General features: G+C 69.3%; 16 protein-coding genes. 4 read left to right on the forward strand and 12 right to left on the reverse strand.

All coding sequences use genetic code 11. The features are described from left to right. Window positions 1-110 precede the first annotated feature (110 nt). The 7 genes from tuf to E1P53_RS08160 form a co-directional block, all read right to left on the reverse strand. Window positions 111-1,301 (reverse strand): elongation factor Tu, encoded by a 1,191-nt coding sequence (gene tuf, locus E1P53_RS08130; RefSeq protein ID WP_006899328.1) that lies wholly within the window; start codon window positions 1,299-1,301, stop codon window positions 111-113. A 114-nt stretch (window positions 1,302-1,415) separates the two neighbouring features. Next, window positions 1,416-3,521, reverse strand: a complete 2,106-nt coding sequence (gene fusA / locus E1P53_RS08135) for an elongation factor G (RefSeq protein ID WP_131733973.1) — start codon at window positions 3,519-3,521, stop codon at window positions 1,416-1,418. Window positions 3,522-3,625: 104 nt separating this feature from the next. Then, window positions 3,626-4,096, reverse strand: coding sequence for a 30S ribosomal protein S7 (rpsG, locus tag E1P53_RS08140; protein WP_006899326.1), 471 nt, complete (start codon window positions 4,094-4,096; stop codon window positions 3,626-3,628). Between the two features lie 5 nt (window positions 4,097-4,101). Further along, window positions 4,102-4,473, reverse strand: coding sequence for a 30S ribosomal protein S12 (gene rpsL / locus E1P53_RS08145; RefSeq protein ID WP_006899325.1), 372 nt, complete (start codon window positions 4,471-4,473; stop codon window positions 4,102-4,104). Window positions 4,474-4,931: 458 nt separating this feature from the next. Further along, window positions 4,932-5,696: a hypothetical protein gene (locus E1P53_RS08150; RefSeq protein ID WP_244941144.1), complete on the reverse strand. Its 765-nt coding sequence runs from the start codon at window positions 5,694-5,696 to the stop codon at window positions 4,932-4,934. 95 nt (window positions 5,697-5,791) lie between these two features. After that, on the reverse strand, window positions 5,792-6,391 hold the full coding sequence (locus E1P53_RS08155) for a DUF8020 domain-containing protein (protein ID WP_131733975.1): 600 nt from the start codon (window positions 6,389-6,391) through the stop codon (window positions 5,792-5,794). Between the two features lie 161 nt (window positions 6,392-6,552). Then, the gene (locus E1P53_RS08160; protein ID WP_131733976.1) at window positions 6,553-7,428 is read right to left on the reverse strand and encodes an exodeoxyribonuclease III; all 876 of its coding nucleotides are present in this window, start codon (window positions 7,426-7,428) and stop codon (window positions 6,553-6,555) included. A gap of 69 nt (window positions 7,429-7,497) precedes the next feature. Between E1P53_RS08160 and E1P53_RS08165 the strand changes: the two genes are divergently transcribed. Continuing rightward, window positions 7,498-9,168 (forward strand): sigma-54-dependent Fis family transcriptional regulator, encoded by a 1,671-nt coding sequence (locus tag E1P53_RS08165; RefSeq protein ID WP_131733977.1) that lies wholly within the window; start codon window positions 7,498-7,500, stop codon window positions 9,166-9,168. A gap of 25 nt (window positions 9,169-9,193) precedes the next feature. On the opposite strand, the gene E1P53_RS08170 is transcribed toward E1P53_RS08165, so the two are convergent. Next, a complete protein-coding gene (locus tag E1P53_RS08170; RefSeq protein ID WP_131733978.1) occupies window positions 9,194-10,354 on the reverse strand; it encodes an HPP family protein in 1,161 nt (386 codons plus the stop codon). Between the two features lie 245 nt (window positions 10,355-10,599). Between E1P53_RS08170 and E1P53_RS08175 the strand changes: the two genes are divergently transcribed. After that, window positions 10,600-12,096, forward strand: coding sequence for an aldehyde dehydrogenase family protein (locus tag E1P53_RS08175; RefSeq protein WP_109239577.1), 1,497 nt, complete (start codon window positions 10,600-10,602; stop codon window positions 12,094-12,096). A gap of 41 nt (window positions 12,097-12,137) precedes the next feature. Then, entirely contained in the window at window positions 12,138-13,256 is a 1,119-nt protein-coding gene (locus E1P53_RS08180; protein ID WP_006899318.1) for an NDMA-dependent alcohol dehydrogenase, read from the forward strand. 43 nt (window positions 13,257-13,299) lie between these two features. On the opposite strand, the gene E1P53_RS08185 is transcribed toward E1P53_RS08180, so the two are convergent. Next, on the reverse strand, window positions 13,300-15,486 hold the full coding sequence (locus E1P53_RS08185) for an FUSC family protein (protein WP_131733979.1): 2,187 nt from the start codon (window positions 15,484-15,486) through the stop codon (window positions 13,300-13,302). 110 nt (window positions 15,487-15,596) lie between these two features. Here E1P53_RS08185 and E1P53_RS08190 point away from each other — a divergent pair, with 110 nt between their 5' ends. Beyond that, window positions 15,597-16,211: a Pr6Pr family membrane protein gene (locus E1P53_RS08190; protein WP_131733980.1), complete on the forward strand. Its 615-nt coding sequence runs from the start codon at window positions 15,597-15,599 to the stop codon at window positions 16,209-16,211. 151 nt (window positions 16,212-16,362) lie between these two features. Here E1P53_RS08190 and E1P53_RS08195 read toward each other — a convergent pair whose 3' ends face one another. Genes E1P53_RS08195 through E1P53_RS08205 form a run of 3 tightly spaced genes read right to left on the reverse strand, consistent with a single transcriptional unit; the run spans window position 16,363 to window position 19,383 of the window. Further along, window positions 16,363-16,989: a TetR/AcrR family transcriptional regulator gene (locus tag E1P53_RS08195; RefSeq protein ID WP_006899315.1), complete on the reverse strand. Its 627-nt coding sequence runs from the start codon at window positions 16,987-16,989 to the stop codon at window positions 16,363-16,365. A 20-nt stretch (window positions 16,990-17,009) separates the two neighbouring features. Next, window positions 17,010-18,179: an acyl-CoA dehydrogenase family protein gene (locus E1P53_RS08200; protein ID WP_109239526.1), complete on the reverse strand. Its 1,170-nt coding sequence runs from the start codon at window positions 18,177-18,179 to the stop codon at window positions 17,010-17,012. 40 nt (window positions 18,180-18,219) lie between these two features. Next, a complete protein-coding gene (locus E1P53_RS08205) occupies window positions 18,220-19,383 on the reverse strand; it encodes an acyl-CoA dehydrogenase family protein (protein ID WP_131733981.1) in 1,164 nt (387 codons plus the stop codon). Window positions 19,384-19,429 lie beyond the last annotated feature (46 nt).

Here is a 19,429-nt window from a genome sequence, read left to right on the forward strand (position 1 = left end):
CGCTGTCGGGTCGTGCTCGGGGTCGCCGTTCCGCATGAAGAAAGGCGCCCCAGCCGCTTTCGCGACTGGGGCGCCTTCTCGACTCAGGGAGTCAATGCGTCAGGACAAGATCACTTGATGATCTTGGTGACTCGACCCGCACCGACGGTGCGGCCACCCTCGCGGATGGCGAAGCGCAGGCCCTCGTCCATGGCGACCGGCTGGATGAGCTTGACGCTCATCTCGGTGTTGTCGCCCGGCATGACCATCTCGGTGCCCTCGGGGAGGGTCACGACGCCGGTCACGTCCGTGGTACGGAAGTAGAACTGCGGACGGTAGTTGTTGAAGAACGGGGTGTGGCGGCCACCCTCGTCCTTCGAAAGGATGTAGGCCTGGCCCTCGAACTCGGTGTGCGGAGTCGTGGTGCCCGGCTTGACGATGACCTGGCCGCGCTCGACGTCCTCACGCTTGAGGCCGCGGAGCAGCAGACCCGCGTTGTCGCCGGCCCGCGCCGAATCGAGAAGCTTGTGGAACATCTCGATGCCGGTGACGGTGGTCTTCTGCGACTTCTCGCGGATGCCGACGATCTCGACTTCCTCGTTCACGTTGATCTCGCCGCGCTCCACACGACCGGTGACCACGGTGCCGCGGCCGGTGATGGTGAAGACGTCCTCGACGGGCATGAGGAACGGCTTGTCGGTCTCGCGAACCGGATCCGGGATCGACTCGTCGACGGCAGCCATGAGCTCCTCGATCGACTTGACCCACTCGGGGTCACCCTCGAGGGCCTTGAGAGCCGAGACCTTGACGACCGGGGCCTCCTCGTCGAAGTCCTGCGCGGCCAGCAGCTCGCGGACCTCCATCTCGACGAGCTCGATGATCTCGTCGTCGTCGACCATGTCGGCCTTGTTCAGGGCGACGAGGATGTAGGGAACGCCGACCTGGCGGGCCAGCAGCACGTGCTCGCGGGTCTGCGGCATCGGGCCGTCGGTGGCGGCGACCACGAGGATGGCGCCGTCCATCTGAGCCGCACCGGTGATCATGTTCTTGATGTAGTCGGCGTGGCCCGGGGCGTCGACGTGCGCGTAGTGACGCTTCTCGGTCTCGTACTCAACATGCGAGATGTTGATGGTGATACCGCGAGCCTTCTCCTCCGGAGCCTTGTCGATCTGGTCGAACGCGAAGCTCTTGTTGAGTTCCGGGTACTTGTCGTGCAGCACCTTGGTGATGGCCGCCGTCAGGGTGGTCTTGCCGTGGTCGACGTGACCGATGGTGCCGATGTTCACGTGCGGCTTGGTCCGCTCGAACTTCGCCTTCGCCACTTGATTGTCCTCCTGGACTAGTTGCTCTACTGGGCGGATCCCAGCAGGGGTTTTCTGTTTACGTTGATGCGCCCGCGTGTGGTGCCAGCGCGTTCGCTTGTGCCGGCCGGCGAATTACTCGCCGGTCGCCTTCGCGATGATTTCCTTCGCCACGTTCGCGGGAACCTCCGCGTACGAGTCGAACACCATGGAGTAGTTAGCCCGGCCCTGGGTCTTCGACCGAAGGTCTCCGATGTAGCCGAACATCTCCGACAGCGGAACCAGTGCCTTCACGACACGAGCGCCGCTGCGCTCCTCCATGGCCTGGATCTGGCCACGGCGGGAGTTCAGGTCGCCGATGACATCGCCCATGTAATCCTCGGGAGTCGTGACCTCGACGGCCATGATCGGCTCCAGGATGACCGGGTTGGCCATGCGCGCAGCCTCCTTGAGGGCCTGCGCACCGGCGATCTTGAAGGCCATTTCCGACGAGTCGACGTCGTGGTACTGACCGTCGAGCAGGGTGACCTTCAGGTTGACCAGCGGGTAACCGGCGAGGACACCGTACTGCATGGCATCCTGGGCGCCCGCATCGACCGACGGGATGTACTCGCGCGGCACGCGGCCACCGGTCACCTCGTTGGCGAACTCGTAGGTCGCACCGTCCTCGGCGTCCACGAGGGGCTCGAGCTTGATGACGACCTTCGCGAACTGGCCGGAGCCACCGGTCTGCTTCTTGTGGGTGTACTCGTGCTTCTCGACCGTCTTGCGGATGGTCTCGCGGTAGGCCACCTGCGGCTTGCCGACGTTGGCCTCGACCTTGAACTCGCGACGCATGCGGTCGACGAGGATGTCGAGGTGGAGCTCGCCCATGCCGCCGATGACGGTCTGGCCGGTCTCCTCGTCGAGCTGCACCGAGAAGGTCGGGTCCTCTTCGGCGAGCTTCTGGATCGCGGTGCCCAGCTTCTCCTGGTCCGACTTGGTCTTCGGCTCGATGGAGACGTTGATGACCGGGTCCGGGAAGGTCATGGACTCGAGCACGATCGGCGCGTTCGGATCGCACAGGGTGTCACCGGTGGTGGTGTCCTTCAGGCCGATCATCGCGTAGATGTGGCCCGCGACCGCCTCGTCGACCGGGTTCTCCTTGTTGGCATGCATCTGGAAGAGCTTGCCGACGCGTTCCTTCTTGCCCTTGGTCGCGTTGAGCACCTGGGTGCCGGCGTCGATGCGTCCCGAGTACACGCGCACGAAGGTGAGCTTGCCGAAGTACGGGTGAGCCGCGATCTTGAACGCCAGCGCCGCGAACGGCTCGTCGGCGGACGGCTTGCGCGACATCTCCTGCTCTTCGTCGCCGACGGCGTGACCCTGAACCGAGGGCACGTCCAGCGGGGACGGCAGGTAGTCGATGACCGCGTCCAGCATCGGCTGGACACCCTTGTTCTTGAAGGCCGAGCCACACAGCACCGGGTAGACCTCGCGGTTCACGGTGAGCTTGCGGATGGCCGCCTTGATCTCGTCGATCGTCAGCTCTTCGCCGCCGAAGTACTTCTCCATGAGTTCTTCGGACGACTCGGCAACGGTCTCGAGGAGCTGCTCGCGGTACTCCGCGGCCTTGTCGACCAGGTCGGCCGGGATCTCCTCGATGGTCGGCTCGGCGCCGATCTCGACGGTTCCGCGCCAGATGATGGCCTTCTGCTCGATCAGGTCGACGACGCCGTCGAAGTTTTCCTCGGCACCGATCGGGAGCTGCAGGACCAGCGGCTTGGCGCCGAGGCGGTCCTTGATGGTCTGGACGGTGAAGTAGAAGTCCGCGCCCAGCTTGTCCATCTTGTTGACGAAGCAGATGCGGGGGACCTCGTACTTCTCGGCCTGACGCCACACCTGCTCGGACTGCGGCTCGACGCCTTCCTTGCCGTCGAAGACGGCGACCGCGCCGTCGAGGACGCGGAGGCTGCGCTCCACCTCGACGGTGAAGTCGACGTGGCCCGGGGTGTCGATGATGTTGATCTGGTTCTTGTTCCAGAAGCAGGTCACGGCCGCGGAGGTGATGGTGATACCACGCTCCTTCTCCTGCTCCATCCAGTCGGTGGTCGAGGCACCGTCGTGGGTTTCACCGATCTTGTAGTTGACACCGGTGTAGAAGAGGATTCGCTCGGTCGTGGTGGTCTTGCCGGCATCGATGTGCGCCATGATGCCGATGTTGCGCACCTTGTTCAGGTCGCTGAGCACTTCCTGTGCCACTTAATCGCCTCGCAATTTCGCTAGAGCTGTTGGGTCTGGGATTGTTCCGGCCGCGGAGACCGGGATTCTGGTCTGAACTCGACGGCCTCCGCGGCCGGCAAGTGTCACCAGCGGTAGTGCGCGAACGCCCGGTTGGCCTCGGCCATCTTGTGGGTGTCCTCGCGGCGCTTCACCGAAGCACCGAGGCCGTTCGAGGCGTCGAGGAGCTCGTTGGCCAGACGCTCGACCATGGTCTTCTCACGACGCTGACGGCTGAAGGTGACGAGCCAGCGGAGCGCGAGCGTGTTGGCGCGGCCCGGCTTGACCTCGATCGGCACCTGGTAGGTCGCGCCACCGACGCGACGGCTCTTGACCTCGAGGGTGGGCTTGACGTTGTCGAGCGCACGCTTGAGGGTCACGACCGGATCGGTGCCGGTCTTCTCGCGGGCCTGCTCGAGCGCGCCGTAGACGATGCGCTCGGCGGTCGACTTCTTACCGTCCAGCAGAACCTTGTTCACGAGCTGGGTGACCAGCGGCGAACCGTAGACGGGGTCGTTGATCAGGGGGCGCTTGGGCGCGGGTCCTTTACGTGGCATTTCTGTCAGCTCCCCTTCTTCGCGCCGTAACGGCTGCGGGCCTGCTTGCGGTCCTTGACACCCTGGGTGTCGAGCGAGCCGCGGATGATCTTGTAGCGAACACCCGGGAGGTCCTTCACACGACCACCGCGGACGAGCACCATCGAGTGCTCCTGCAGGTTGTGACCCTCACCGGGGATGTAGGCGGTGACCTCCACCGAGCTGGTCAGGCGCACGCGGGCGACCTTGCGCAGCGCGGAGTTCGGCTTCTTCGGGGTGGTGGTGTACACGCGGGTGCACACGCCGCGACGCTGCGGGCTTCCCTTGAGGGCCGCGGTCTTGGTCTTCGCGGCCTTGTCGTGACGGCCCTTGCGGACCAGCTGATTGATGGTTGGCACTAGGTTGTCATTCCCTCTTCTTGTCGGTTGTGGTTGGTGCTCCGGGCAAGTCCGTTCCGGTCCCGGCTCGTGGCCGGGTCCCTCACGGGCTTCCACAACTCGCCCCACCAGCGAGTTCACGCTGGTCAGTACAATTTCGCTACCCCGAGGTCGGGCGTGTCATACACTCGACAGCGGATTCGCTCTGTCAGCCCGCGTCGCCGCCCTGCCGTGAGACCCCGGGGGTCTCGCGGACCGGCTCGTGAACCGTCGGCCGGGCATGCGGACTGGCCCGGCATGGGCCGGGCACCGACGATCCACTCTACCGATCGGGTTTACACAGGTCAAAAATCGGATCCCCTGCGCGACCTGCAGGCGAGCAGGTCGTGTGCGCTGAGGTCCGACGACGCTGTGAACTGGCATTACCCCAACCATGCTCGCACTCCGGGGGCCGCCGCGTCGAGACTTCGGCCAAGCCGTTACCCGGACCCACCCGCGTCGGCGGTGCCACCCGCCCGGACCTGCGCGGTCAGTGCCGCATAAGGACTGTCGGGATCACACGGCAGCCCGGCCGGCGAGTACTGGCCGCCGAACCACCGGTCGACGATCGTCGCCTGCCGCTCCATGTCGAGGTCCGCCCACGGGTGGTGAGCATCATCCGTCTCCCGGAGCCGGTAGACGTCCTCGCCGAGTTCGCCGCGGACCTGCACGGCCATCGCGTCGCCGAGATAGGACGCCGCCGAGCGCGCGTGGGCCACCTGCCAGGCATGGACGAGCTCGTGGACGAGGAGCTGGCCCGGAGCAGGATAGGCCGACCCTCCGGGCTCGAGCGTCGCGTCGATTCGGGCGCCGAGGTTGACATAGGTCCGGCCGTCGGCGCCGGGGACCACGAACGCCCTCCCACCGCGACCGGGCAGGTCGGTGAGGACGACGTCGTCGAACCAGTCGGCCGGGCCGAAGACCCGCTCGGCCAGGCGCCGCTCGGCGCCGGAGAGCGGCCGATGCCGTAGCCGCGACCTCGCGAGCGCCGCGGCACCGATTCCCGCCGCCGCGACGACCGCCGGACCCACGGGCCCGAGCCAGATCCCCACGAGCGCGACATGGGAGGCGACCAGCACGCCGAGGGTCGGGGCCGGCCCGGCGGGCAGGCGGGAGGCACCGAGACGGCGGGCGGCCGTCAGCACCACGCCGAGGAAGAGTCCGTAGGTCTTCCCCAGACCGATCAGCACTCGCCGGCGGATCACACCGACGAGTATCCGCGACCCGAGTAGCAGCACGCCCCCTGGACCGGGCGAATCCGGCAGGGGGCGTGGTGCGACGTGAGCCGATCCGTAGAGGTCTACGGGGTGTTGAACCAGGCGACCACCGAGGGCCATGCCTTCGGGTTGGTCTCGCCGTAGCCGATGTACCCGCCGATGAACGCACCGACGCCCGCGCCGATCCAGCCGAACACGATGAACCCGACGAGGCCGCCGATCAACGTGTAGAGCGGGGTGTTGCCGCGCCAGCCCTTGTTCAGCTCCTGCCACATGATGTCGTAGCGCTGCGCCTTGGTCAGCGGCTTGGCGGCGTCCTTCTTCGCCGCGGCATCGAGCAGGGCCCGGTAGTCCGCGGGAACGGTCGGGGTCAGCGCGACCCGTGTGCGGTCGGCGCCGACGGCGGCGCGCAGCGGGATCGTGAACCCGTCCATCTGCCCCGACAGCGGCATCGAGGTGACCGTCCGACCGCGGCCGTCGAGGATCTGCAGCGCAGTGGGCGTCACCGCGACGGTCCCCCCGCGCACGTCCACGATGACGCTGGTGTTGTCGTCGGCGAGTGCCGCCGACACGGTCGGCAATGCAGTCACCGCCGGTGCTGCGTGCGCGGTCGCGACCGGCACTGCCACGAGTACTGCACCCATCATGGCCAGCGCCATGATCCCTGCCCTGAGGTGCTTCATGTTCTCTTCTCTTTCCCTGGAGGATCATTCGCCCGCCGCGCGGGCCCGGTGATCCTATCCGGGAAGAGACACCCCACCACAATCGTCCCAACAGGCGAATCGGCCCGACAGCTCGGCGAAAGAGCTTGCACCACAGCGCATTTGACATCGAATGACGTAGATCACTCCGGGGTCTGCGGCAGCTTCACCTTCGTCGCGCCGGGTTTCGCCGGGTTCGACGGCGGCGGCACGACCGGGCCGATGTCGCCGTCGGGCGCCTCGTCGAGGTCGACGACGACCGGCGCGTGGTCGCTGGGCTTGGTGCCCTTGCGCGCCTTGCGATCGACCCACGCCGCCTGGACGCGGCCGGCCGCCTGGTCGCCGGCGAGGATCAGGTCGATCCGCATGCCGAGATCCTTGTGGAACATCCCGGCGCGGTAGTCCCAGTAGGTGTAGACCCGCTCGGAGGGCCACCGCTCGCGCACGACGTCGCGCATGCCCAGGGACTCGAAGCGGGCAAGCGCGGCCCGCTCGGGCGGGGTGACGTGGGTGTGCCCGACGAAGGCCTCCGGATCGAAGACGTCGGTGTCGGCGGGGGCGACGTTCATGTCGCCGCAGAGCAGCGTCGTCGACGGATCGGCGACCGCCCGGGCGAGCGACTCGAGCCACTCGAGCTTGTAGTGGTAGTGGTCGTCGTCGGGGGTCCGGCCGTTGGGCACGTACAGCGAGTAGATGCGCAACCCGCCGCAGACCGCGGAGACCGCGCGCGCCTCCAGGGTGTCGGGGTCGGGGTAGCCGGGCATCCCGTCGAAGCCGACCTGCACGTCGTCGAGCCCGACGCGCGACAGCAGTGCCACGCCGTTCCACTGCCCCTGCCCCACATGCGCGACCTCGTAGCCGCGCTCGGCCAGGTCGGCGCCGAGCACCTCGTCGAACGCGGCGTCGGAGAGCTTGGTCTCCTGCAGACAGACCACGTCCGGACGCCGCTCGTCGAGCCAGGGCAGCAGACGCGGAATCCGCTGCTTGACCGAGTTCACATTCCAGGTCGCCACGCGCATGCGCCCACGGTAGTACGACACACCGACCGACCCGGACACCGACCGACGGCCCTTTTCTTCGCCGGTGATGTGTGCCACGTTTGTCTCATCGACACCGTCTCACTGCGCCCCGATCGGACGCCACGACGCCAGGTCATCGAGCACTCGTGGCGGCGCTCGGCCATGTCCGGCGTGCGACCAGACGACGCGGTGCCCGAGCGCGTCCACGACATCGACTCCGCCGACCCGCTGCTCGACGCGGCGCGCCCGGTCCTCGACGACGCGGCCGCCCGGCTCTCCGACACCGACGTCTCGTTGTTGCTCGTCGACCACGAGTGCCGGATGGTCTCGCGCGTCGCCTTCGGGACCTCGGTCGAGCGCCGCCTCGACGCGATCGGGGTCGCGCCCGGGGTGCCGCTCGGCGAGGACGTCGTCGGCACCACTGCGCTGGGCACCCCCGCCGAGATCCGCGGCGGGGTCGTCGTCAACAGCAGCGAGCACTACTTGGAGCAGCTGCGCTCGATCAGCTGCTACGGGCGGCCGATCATCCATCCGGCGACGCGGCGGCTCGCCGGGATCATCTGCATGTCGGAGATCGCGGAGCGCATCAACCCGCTGGCGGTTCCGCTCGTCGACGGCATCGTCGCCGACATCGCCGACCGCCTCCTCGACCGGTCGAGGGCGCATCAGCGCCGGGTCCTCGACGCCTTCCAACGCGCGGCCGGCCGCCGTGACCTCGCGGTCGCCGCGATCGGCGACGACCTGCAGCTCACCAATGCCCTCGCCGCCGAACTCCTCTCCCCGACCGACATCGGGGCGTTGCGCGTCCTCGCCACCGACCCCGCGCTGCGCGCGACGACGCTCCCACTGACCCTGGTGTCGGGAGCCGAGATCGAGGTCGCGGTCGAGCCGGTGGCCGGAACCCGCGGCGCGGCCCTCTTCCGCTTCCGCCCCGTCGTCTCCCCGCCGAGCCCGCCCACGCCCGGAGTCCGGGTGCCGTCGCCGACGAGCATCGCGGTGTCGGGCGAACCCGGCACCGGACGCACCACCACGGCACGTGCTCTCGCCGCCGACGCGGCCCCCGGCGTCGGTCCGGCCCTCCTCGACGTGGCCGACGAGCTGATCGCCGGCCGCACCCCCGACGTCGCGGCCGCCGTCGCCGGCGCGCGGTCGGCCGGGGTCCCGCTGATCGTCGACGGGGTGGACCTGCTCGACGACCGGTCCCTGGCGTTGCTGACCCGGGCCACGGTCTCGGCGCCGACCTCGTCGCCGCTCATCGTCGTCAGCGGCCCACGCGCGCAGGCCACCCCCGCGGTCGCCGCCCTGCTCGGCCGGTGCGCCACCCGCGTCGACCCCTTGCCGCTGCGCCACCGGACCTCCGAGCTGGCGGCGATCGCCAGCGGCATCCTCGCCGACATCGATCCCGACCTCACGTTGTCGGGATCGGCGACCGACGCGCTCCTCAGCCAGGACTGGCCGGGCAACTTCAGCGAGCTCGTGGCGGTCCTCCGCGAGGCCGCCACCGCCTGCCGGACGCGCATGGCGCGCGTCGTCGAGACCACCGACCTCCCCGCGGACCACCGCACCACCAGCCGGGCCGCCCACCTGTCCGGGCGCGAGCAGGCCGAGCGCGCCGCGATCGTCGACGCCCTCGAGCGATTCGGCGGCAACAAGGTCCGCGCCGCACGCGACCTCGGGATCAGCCGCACCACGCTGTATGCGCGCATCCGCGCACTGGGGATCCAGGCACCCGGGCTCTAGGTACGGGCGCGGGCCGGGCCGGACATCAATCGACCAGCGGATCGGCGAAGGTCTGCCGCGCGAGTGCGGCGATCAGATCGGTCTGGGTGACGATGCCGACCAGTACGTCCCCGTCGAGCACCGGCACCGCGTTGCAGCCACTCTCGGCGAGCATCGGCAGAAGCGCCGCGACCGGGGCGTCGGGCGCCGCGATGGGCAGCGTGGTGTCCATGACATCCGCCGCGGTCAGGGAACTGCCGTCGCGACGGAACAGCCGTCCGAACACGCGGTCCGGCCCACGTCCGGAACCGCCTCCCCGGAGACGGGAGACCAGATGGATCTGGAACACCACGCCGAGGAAACGACCGTTTCGCGTCACCACCGGCAGCGCGGTGAAGCGGTGTGTGTCGAACATCTGCGCCAGCTCGCCGACCGTGGAGCCCGGCGCGACCGTCACGAGATCCACGGACATGAAGTCGCTTGCGACCAGCGGGCCGGCACGATGTCCGGCCGCCCGGAGTTCGGCCGCGCTGACCAGGCGAGCGAGGTCGGCGACCCCGAGGTTCAGGGACTGCTTGTACCGGTTGAGGATCTCGGTGAGTTCGCCCTCGTCGAGGCCGATCCGGGCGCCGACCGAGGGCGCGTCGTCGAACCGCCGATAAGGGTAGCGGCGTCCGGTGACGCGGGCGTACACCGCGGCGAGCGCGACGAGACCGATCGTCCCCACCGCGACGGGAGCCAGGGCGAATCGGAACCCGAGCGCGTGCACCAGCTCCGGGCTCAGGGCCGCGGTCATGGCGACGGCGCCACCGGGCGGGTGCACGGCCCGGCAGACGATCATCGCGATCACCGCAACGCCCACGGCCAACGGGACACGCACCGGCGCCGGCGACACGAGCAGGGTGACGGCGACTGCGGCCGACGCCGAGACCGTGTTCCCGACGACGGCCGGCCACGGCTGCGCGAGCGGGCTGTTGGGCGCGGCGAACAGCAGGACCGCCGTCGCCCCGAACGGCGCGATGAGAAAGAGGCCGGTTCGCGAGTCGATGCCCGACGACGCCAACACCAGTCCGATCAGACCGAGACCGACGGCGGAGCCCAGGCCGGCGCGCAGTGCCTCGCGCGCGGTGACCGCCGCGGACGACGGCCCCAGCGAGCGCAGGGCGCCTGACAGCCTGGCGGAGGACGTGGACGCGGGCCGTGCCATCGGTCACCTTTCCGCGTCCTCGGTCGGGCGGCGGACGCCGCCGTCGAGGAGAGAGGCTAGCCCCCGCTCGGGGCGTGCCCTCCCGCACCCCGCGCTGTCCAGGTCCGGTGTTCAGTTTCTGGACATGGCGGCGCTCTCGATCGGTGAGAGAAATGGTTCAGGTCACATATGACCCAGATCACCTCTGGCCCCGAGCAGGACTCCGGCGGGCCGGTGATCTCGCCACGTTCGAGATGGAGGTTCCCATGACCGCAGTCGCCACCGAGCTGCTCCCGAGAGTTCGTGACTTCATCGCCCGCGACCGTCCCATGCTGATCGACGGCGACTGGGTGCAGTCGGCGTCGGGCCGCACCTTCGAGACCATCGACCCGGCCACCGCGCGGCCGATCACCTCGGTCGCCCACGGCGACGCCACCGACGTCGACCGCGCCGTCCGGGCCGCGCGCGAGGCCTTCGACAACGGCCCGTGGACCCGGATGAAGCCGAACGAGCGCGAGCGGCTGCTGTGGCGGGTGGGCGACCTGCTCACCGAACGCGCCGCCGAGTTCGGCCAGCTCGAGGCCCTCGACAACGGCAAGGCGGCGACCATCGCGACCGCCGTCGACGTCGCCTGGTCCGCCGACATCTTCCGCTACAACGCGGGTCTGGCCACCAAGATCACCGGCACCACCGTCGACGTCTCGATGCCGTTCGTCCCGGGCGGCGAGTTCCACGCGTACACCCTGCGTGAGCCGGTCGGCGTCTGCGGACTGATCGTGCCGTGGAATTTCCCGCTGCTCATGGCGGCCTTCAAGCTCGCCCCCGCGCTGGCCGCCGGCAACACGGTGATCCTCAAGCCCGCCGAGCAGACGCCGCTCACCGCGCTGCTGCTCGGCGAGATCTTCCAGGAGGCAGGCTTCCCGCCCGGCGTGGTCAACATCGTCACCGGCTTCGGCGACGCGGGCGCGGCGCTCGCCGCCCACGACGACGTCGACAAGATCGCCTTCACCGGCTCCACCGAGGTCGGCAAGAAGATCGTCGAGGCCGCCAAGGGCAATCTCAAGAAGGTGTCGCTGGAACTCGGCGGCAAGAGCCCGAACATCGTCTTCGCCGACGCCGACTTCGAGAAGGCGGTCGCCGGGTCGGTCGCGGCGTGGATGTTCAACCACGGCCAGTGCTGCGTCGCCGGGACGCGACTGTTCGTCGAGCGCCCCATCTTCGACGAGTTCACCGCGGCCGTCGCCGAGGCCGCCTCGCAGGCGAAGATCGGGCCGGGACTCGATCCCGCCACCGAACTCGGACCGCTGGTCAGCCAGGAACAGTTCGACCGGGTGTCGGGCTATCTGGCCGCCGGTCTCGCCGACGGCGCGCGCGCCCTCACCGGCGGAAAGCGCTGGGGCGACGAGGGCTTCTTCATCGAGCCGACGGTCTTCGTCGACGTCGAGCCCGAGTTCTCCATCGTCCGCGAGGAGATCTTCGGCCCGGTCGTGGCCGCGATGCCCTTCGACGCCGACACCGGCGTCGCGGCGGCGGCGAACGATTCGATCTACGGCCTCGCCGCCGGCATCTGGACCACCGACCTGTCCAAGGCGCACCGCACGGCCCGTCAGATCAAGGCCGGCTCGGTCTGGGTGAACCAGTACAACGGCTTCGACACCGCCATGCCCTTCGGCGGATTCAAGCAGTCCGGGTGGGGCCGCGAGCTCGGCGCCGCCGCGATCGACCTCTACACCGAGACCAAGGCCGTCAACATCGCCCTCTGACCTCCCTCCCCCGCCCCCCCCCAAGTGCAAAGGAGCACAGCATGACACTCACCACCAAGGCCGCCGTCCTCACCGGTCCCGGCAAGCCGTTCGAGATCGTCGAACTGGATCTCGACGAGCCCCGCGAGGGTGAGGTCCTGATCAAGTACACCGCCGCCGGCCTGTGCCACTCCGACCTCCACCTCACCGACGGGGACCTCCCGCCGCGCTATCCGATCGTCGGCGGTCACGAGGGATCCGGCATCATCGAGGCCGTCGGCCCCGGTGTGACCAAGGTGAAGCCGGGCGACCACGTCGTGTGCAGCTTCATCCCCAACTGCGGCACCTGCCGCTACTGTTCGACGGGCCGCCAGAACCTGTGCGACATGGGCGCCACCATCCTGGAGGGCTCGATGCCCGACGGCACCTTCCGATTCCATTCCGGCAAGGACGATTTCGGCGCGATGTGCATGCTCGGCACGTTCGCCGAGCGCGCCACCATCTCCCAACACTCGGTGGTGAAGGTCGACGACTGGCTTCCGCTGGACAAGGCCGTCCTGGTGGGTTGCGGCGTCCCGTCGGGTTGGGGCACGTCGGTGTACGCCGGCGGCGTGCGAGCCGGTGACACCGTGGTCATCTACGGCATCGGCGGTCTCGGCATCAACGCCGTGCAGGGCGCGGTGTCGGCCGGCGCCAAGTTCATCGTGGTCGTCGACCCGGTGCAGATGAAGCGCGAGGCCGCGCTGAAATTCGGTGCGACACACGCGTTCGCGGACCCGGCCGAGGCCGCCGCGAAGGTCAACGAGCTCACCTGGGGACAGGGCGCCGACCAGGCGCTCATCCTGGTCGGCACCGTCGACGAAGAAGTCGTCTCGAACGCGACCGCCGTCATCGGCAAGGGCGGCACGGTCGTCATCACCGGCCTCGCCGACCCCGCCAAGCTCACCGTCCACGTGTCCGGCTGCGACCTGACCCTGAACCAGAAGACGATCAAGGGCAGCCTGTTCGGCTCGGCCAACCCGCAGTACGACATCGTCAAGCTGCTGCGCCTCTACGACCAGGGCCAGTTGAAGCTCGACGAGCTCGTCACCACCACCTACACCCTCGATCAGGTGAACGAGGGCTACCAGGACCTGCGCGACGGCAAGAACCTGCGCGGCGTCATCATCCACGACAGCTGACCCACCCGCTGTCTCGCAGCTGTCGCACGCCCGCCGGGAGGTCTCACCTCGCGGCGGGCGTGCTGCGTTCCCGGGCCCGCCGTCGGGGTTCGGGGACCGCCGCCGCCATCCGACGCACCGATTCGGTGACACGCTGCGCCTGGCGGACCGGATCCGGATCGGCCGGTGCGATCCCCAGCTCGGCGGGCGCTCCGCCGGTGGCGACCTCGCGGAGGCGGGACTCGTCGACTTCGCCGTGTTCGAGGGCCGACACGGTCGCATCGACCGCGACCCGCAGTTCCTCCACCGGGTCGGGAGCTCCGGCTCGGCGGTGTTCCGGCACGGCGGTCCCGGCACCGGCGGCCTCCACCGCCGACCAGGCGAGGCCGCGCGCCGCCCGGGTCGTCTCGCGCAGGTGCGGCCGCACCCGGCGCAGGGTCGCGCGATGGCTTCGGCTGAGCGCGAAGACAGCCGCGGTCGCAGCGCCGAGGATCGCCGACTCGGCGGCGTCGAGCGCCCGCACCGCGCCGAGCACCGCATCGGAATCGGGGACCGCGTCGGAGTCGGGGACCGCCCCGCCACCGGCGCCCGGTGAGGGTCGCCCGGTCCGGCGCAAGGCCACCGACGCCAGATCCACGAGCGCGTCGAAGTAGTCGTGCAACTTGGCGGCCAGGACCGGCGAGGTGGGTGTGCTCAGCACGAAGAACGCCGCGGCCGATCCCACCAGCGCACCGCACAGGGTCTCTTCGACGCGCCACTCGAGGACGTGGCGGTTGAGGACCCCGAGCAGGTCGTAGGTGTTGGTGAGGACGATGGTGATGAACAGGATCGTCCACGTGTAGGAGACGGAACCGAGGTAGAAGGCGAAGAACACCGCGCAGACGACGATCACGTACTGCACGTTCGGGTGTTCGCCGATGAGGAGGACCAAGGCGACGCCGACCAGCAGCCCGACGACGGTGCCCTGCACTCGCTTGACGGCCTTGGTGAGAATCGCCCCGCGCGTTGCCATCCCGTTGAACACCATGAACGCGCTGAGCACCGCCCAGTACCACCGGCTCGCGGAGATCAGATCCCCGACGATCAGTGCCGCCGAGCAGGCGACCACCACCTGCAGCGCGAAGCGCGTGGTGTCGGGCCGGGCGGGCTTCGCGGCGGGTTTCGACTCGGCCCCTGGGTTCGAGCGTGCCGTGGACTCTCCCGCGGCGGGCGGACCGGTGGGCGGCCGCGACGCCGGTGTGGGCCCGGGTGCCGGCGGAGTCGCGGGTTTCTTCCGCCGATGGATCTCGATCGCCCGGAGTTCGGCGGTCGCGGAGGCGACGACGCCGAGCGTCGCGATGGTCGGATCACCGTCGGTGAACGCCTCGTCCTGTTCGAGGACGGGCGGTCGCGTCTCGGACCGCAGGAACTCCCGGACCAGCGACACGGCGGCGGCGACGTATCGGTCGCCGCCGCGTTCGGCGACCAGGAAGGCCGCCTGCTCGCAGGACAGATGCAGCATCGCGACGCGCCGCGACAACGCCTCCGCGTCGGCGTCGGCGTACAACGCGGTGTCGTAGTCCTTCTGCCAGCCCGCGATCTCGCTCGCGGCCGCCGACAGCCGGGTGACGGCCCCCGCCAGGCGGTCCCGGTCTTCCGGCGCGTCGGCGTGCCCTGCCTCGACCGCGACCCGGAGCAGGTCGTCGGCGCAGACACGCATGCCCCGTATCAGACTCTCGAGTTCCCGATCCGGACGGTCCGGGATGAGGACCAGCCGGACGAAGAGCGCGGTCGCCACCGCGATCACCACCAGCCCGCACAACACCGGCAGGGCGTGCAGGTCCGCCTTCATCACCACCGCGAAGAAGAAGACGAAGAACCCGAAGAAGGAGAGGGCGCTGCCGCGCGGCCCGAATCGCGTCGACCACGCGGCGAGCCCGGCGATGGCCACGAAGGCCACCGCGCGCGCCACCGTCAGGTCGCGAAGCAGGCACGCGATCAGCGCCGCCGCGAACCCGGGGATCAGCAGTGCGACGGTCGTGATGATCCGGGCACGGGAGGTGGCGTCCTTGACCGCCCCGACCGTCGCCCACAGCGACAGGAACCCCGCCGACAGTTCCGCCGCGGCCGGAACGTCGACCACCGTGCGGATCGCGACGACGAGAAGCGCGCCGATCGCCATGGCCGATGCGCCGCGGGCGGCCTTTCGCAGACGTGCCGCCCCCGGATCGTGGGTCGTGAGCAGTGCGGTCAGCGCGAAGGGCGGGGCCATTCCGGAATTTTCGCATCAACCCCGCCGTCCGCACATGTGCGCAGGGGCGTGTTCGTGCCACTCCGGCGAGGCGGCGTCTGCGGCGGATCACCGGGTGCTTGAATCTCGGTGTGACAGCGACCTGGTGGATCCGCATTCTCCGCATCGCCTTCGCCGCCCTCGGCACCGCGGCCCTGGTCTACCAGGTGATGGTCCGGTGGGGCGACGCCGATTTCTCGCTCGGCAACTTCTTCGGCTACTTCACGGTGCTCAGCAACATCGCGGCCGCGATCGTGCTGCTCGTCGGCGGGCTGTTCGCACCGACCTCGCCGGGCTGGGAGTGGTTCCGCGGCGCGGTCACCACCTGCATGGTGATCACCGGAATCGTGTACGCGCTGTTGCTCAGCGACGTCGACGTGGACGTCACCTACAGCTGGGTCAACGACGTCCTGCACCGCATCATCCCGCTGGTGATGCTGGTGGACTGGGTCGTCGTGCGGGCACGCCGGCTGCCCCCGCGCAGCTGGCTGACGTGGCTGGCGATCCCACTCGTCTACGGCGTCTACACCCTCATCCGGGGCCCGTTCGTCGACTGGTACCCGTACCCCTTCATCGACCCGCGGGAGCAGGGCTACGCCTCGATGACGATCTCGCTGATCGTCGTCTTCGTCGGCATGGCCTTCATGTCCTTCGGCGTGTACTGGGCCGGGACGTTCGGCCGGACGAGGGAACCGGCGGGCGACTGACGGCTCGTCGGCACCGATTCGCGTCGCCCGCGACACCATTCCGGATCGGCGACCCCGATTGGTGTCGCCGATCCGAAGTGGTGCGCGGCGAACGCGGGCACCCGGACGAGTGGACGAGCGCGGGCTCGATCGTCGTGACCCTCGGGAAAGGTCACGCGGCCTCGTCCACCCCCAGGGCAACCGCGAGCTGTTCGCACCAGGTGTCGACGACCAGTGCGCGACGCGCCGAGTCGTCGGTCAGGGTGTCGGCCAGACCGAGGCCGCGCGCGAAGTCGAGGGTGGCCTGCACGAGCCGGAAGCCCTTCTCGTCGTCGGGCGACACCCCCATCGCCGCCATGGTCCGCTGGTGCGCCGCGCGGGCGAACTTCGCCTCGAGCGGCAGGATCAGCTTGCGCAGGGCGGGATCGGACGCGGCCGCCGCCCAGACCTGCAGGGCGGCCTTGAATTCCGTCCCGGTGTAGACGTCCACGATCCGCCGGACCGCCGCCAGCACCCGGGCCGAGCTCATCGGCTCGTCCGGGCCGGCGATCTCGCTGTCCGACGCCGCGGTCAGGTCGTCGAAGACCTGCTCCAAGGCTGCGGTGATCAGCGCCTCCCGCGTCGGGAAATGATGCTGGGCAGCACCTCTCGAGACCCCGGCACGCTCGGCGACCGCGGCGACGGTGGCCGCGGACCAGCCGTCCGCGGCGAGCGCGTCGATCGTGGACCGCAGCAGGCGTTCGCGCGTCCGGCGTGAACGTTCCTGCTGCGGCTCACGGGAGTTCGAGGCGACTGTCACCGATGCTCCTCGATCCTGCCTCAGTACGACTTGGGCAGCCCGAGGCTGGTCTGCGCGACGAAGTTGAGGATCATCTCGCGGCTGACCGGGGCCACGCGCGCGATGCGCACGAGGCTCAGCAGCGGCGCCATGCCGTACTCGGTCGTCAGGCCGTTGCCGCCCATCGAGTGCACGGCGTGGTCGACGATGTTCTTCGCGGCCTCGGCGGCGGCGTACTTCGCCATGTTCGCCGGCTCGGCGGCGCCCCAGTCGTCGCCCGCGTCGTAGAGCGTCGCGGCCTTCTGCATCATCAGCTTGGCCATCTCGAGCTCGATCTTGCCCTGCGCCAGCGGATGTGCGATGGCCTGGTGCGCGCCGATCGGGGACTTCCACACCTGGCGGCTGTTGACGTACTCGACGGCCTTGCCCAGCGCGAAGCGCCCCATGCCGATGGCCGATGCCGCGGCCATGATCCGCTCCGGGTTCAGGCCGGCGAACAGCTGGCTCAGCGCGGCGTCCTCGTCGCCGACGAGTGCGTCGGCGGGCAGCCGCACGTCGTCGAGGAAGAGCTGGAACTGCTTCTCCGGGTTCGCCAGCTCCATGTCGATCATGGTGTAGGTGAAGTTCTCCGCGTCGGTCGGCACGATGAACAGCGCCGGCTTGAGCTTGCCGGTCTTGGCGTCCTCGGTGCGGGAGACGATCAGCACGGCGTCGGCCTGGTCGACGCCGGAGATGAAGACCTTCTGGCCCGACAGCAGCCAGTCCGAGCCGTCGCGGCGGGCGGTGGTGGTGATGTTGTGCGAGTTGGAGCCGGCGTCGGGCTCGGTGATGCCGAAGGCCATCGTGATCGAGCCGTCGGCGAGACCCGGCAGCCACCGCTGCTTCTGCTCGTCGGTGCCGAAGCGCGCGATGATGTTGCCGCAGATGGCCGGCGACACGACCAGCATGAGCAGGCCGGTTCCGGTGGCGGCGAGTTCCTCCATGACGATGGAGAGCTCGTACATGCCGGCACCGCCGCCGCCGTACTCCTCGGGGAGGTTGACGCCGATGAAGCCGAGCTTGCCCGCCTCCTGCCAGAGCTCGTCGGTCTTGCGTCCCTCACGGGCACACGTCTGGAAGTAGTCCGTGCCGTACTTGGCGGCCAGGCCGGCGACCGCGGCGCGCAGTTCGGCGCGTTCCTGGGTCTCGACGAAGGGGTTGGGAGCAGTCATGAGCTGTGATGTCCTCTCGTTCGTTCTGGGGTGCGCCGGGTCAGGCCTGGTAGCCGAGTCGCTTGGCGGCGAGACCGGTGAGGATCTCGGTGGTGCCGCCGCCGATGCCGATGATCCGCATGTCGCGGTACTGGCGCTCGACCTCGGTCCCGGTCATGTAGCCGAGGCCGCCGTGCAGTTGGACGGCCTTGTTCGCGACCCACTCACCGGTCTCCACGGCGGTGTTCTTGGCGAAGCAGACCTCCGCGATGAGGTCGTCGTTCGAGGTGACCTTCCGCTCGACGACAGCACGCGTGTAGGTGCGGGCGATGTCGATGCGACGGGCCATCTCGGTGAGCGTGTCCTGCACCGACTGGCGCGCGATGATCGGCTTGCCGAAGGTGTGGCGGTCGCGCGCCCACTGCAGGGTCAGGTCGAGGCAGCGCTGGGCGCTGGCGTAGGCCTGCACCGCGAGGCCGGAGCGCTCGGTGACGAAGGCCATGGCGATCTGGGCGAAGCCGGAGTTCTCCGCGCCGACGAGGTTCTTGACCGGCACGCGCGCGTCGACGAAGGACAGTTCGGCGGTGTCCGAGCAGCGCCAGCCCATCTTGTCGAGCTTGCGGGTGACGGTGAAGCCGGGGGTGTCCTTCTCGATGACGAGCAGCGAGACGCCGCCGGCGCCCGGGCCGCCGGTGCGGACGGCGGCGACGACGAAGTCGGCCCGGACACCGGAGGTGATGTAGGTCTTGGAGCCGTTGACGACGTAGTGGTCGCCGTCGCGGACGGCCTTGGTGGTCAGGTTGCCGACGTCGCTGCCGCCGCCGGGCTCGGTGATGGCGAGGGAGCCGATCTTCTCACCGGCCAGGGTCGGGCGGACCCACCGGTCGATCTGCTCGGGATCGCCCGCCGCGATCAGGTGCGGCAGGGCGATGCCATGGGTGAACAGGCCGGAGAAGATGCCGCCCGCGGCACCCGCGTAGTGCAGTTCCTCGGCGAGGATGGTGGTGTCGATCAGGTCGCCGCCGGAGCCGCCGACCTCTTCCGGGATGCCGAGGCCGAACAGGCCGAGCTTGGCGGCCTCGCGGTGGAGTTCACGCGGGATCAGACCGTCGCGCTCCCACTCGTCCTGGTACGGCAGGATGTGCTTCTCGACGAACTTCCGCACCATGGAACGCAGTTCGAGGCGTTCCGGCGTGTCCCAGACGTTCGGGCTGGCAATGGGCACCCGTGGCTCCTTTTTCTAGATCTATGTGGGTTGTGGTTGATGGTGT

Source organism: Gordonia paraffinivorans (assembly GCF_900683595.1).
Classification (GTDB): Bacteria; Actinomycetota; Actinomycetes; order Mycobacteriales; family Mycobacteriaceae; genus Gordonia; species Gordonia paraffinivorans.

Coding starts and splice junctions, on each gene's coding strand:
- rpsG (WP_006899326.1), bottom strand. CDS start 4,096: ATGCCACGTAAAGGACCCGCGCCCAAGCGCCCCCTGATCAACGACCCC.
- E1P53_RS08155 (WP_131733975.1), bottom strand. CDS start 6,391: ATGAAGCACCTCAGGGCAGGGATCATGGCGCTGGCCATGATGGGTGCA.
- E1P53_RS08160 (WP_131733976.1), bottom strand. CDS start 7,428: ATGCGCGTGGCGACCTGGAATGTGAACTCGGTCAAGCAGCGGATTCCG.
- E1P53_RS08170 (WP_131733978.1), bottom strand. CDS start 10,354: ATGGCACGGCCCGCGTCCACGTCCTCCGCCAGGCTGTCAGGCGCCCTG.
- E1P53_RS08175 (WP_109239577.1), top strand. CDS start 10,600: ATGACCGCAGTCGCCACCGAGCTGCTCCCGAGAGTTCGTGACTTCATC.
- E1P53_RS08180 (WP_006899318.1), top strand. CDS start 12,138: ATGACACTCACCACCAAGGCCGCCGTCCTCACCGGTCCCGGCAAGCCG.
- E1P53_RS08185 (WP_131733979.1), bottom strand. CDS start 15,486: ATGGCCCCGCCCTTCGCGCTGACCGCACTGCTCACGACCCACGATCCG.
- E1P53_RS08200 (WP_109239526.1), bottom strand. CDS start 18,179: ATGACTGCTCCCAACCCCTTCGTCGAGACCCAGGAACGCGCCGAACTG.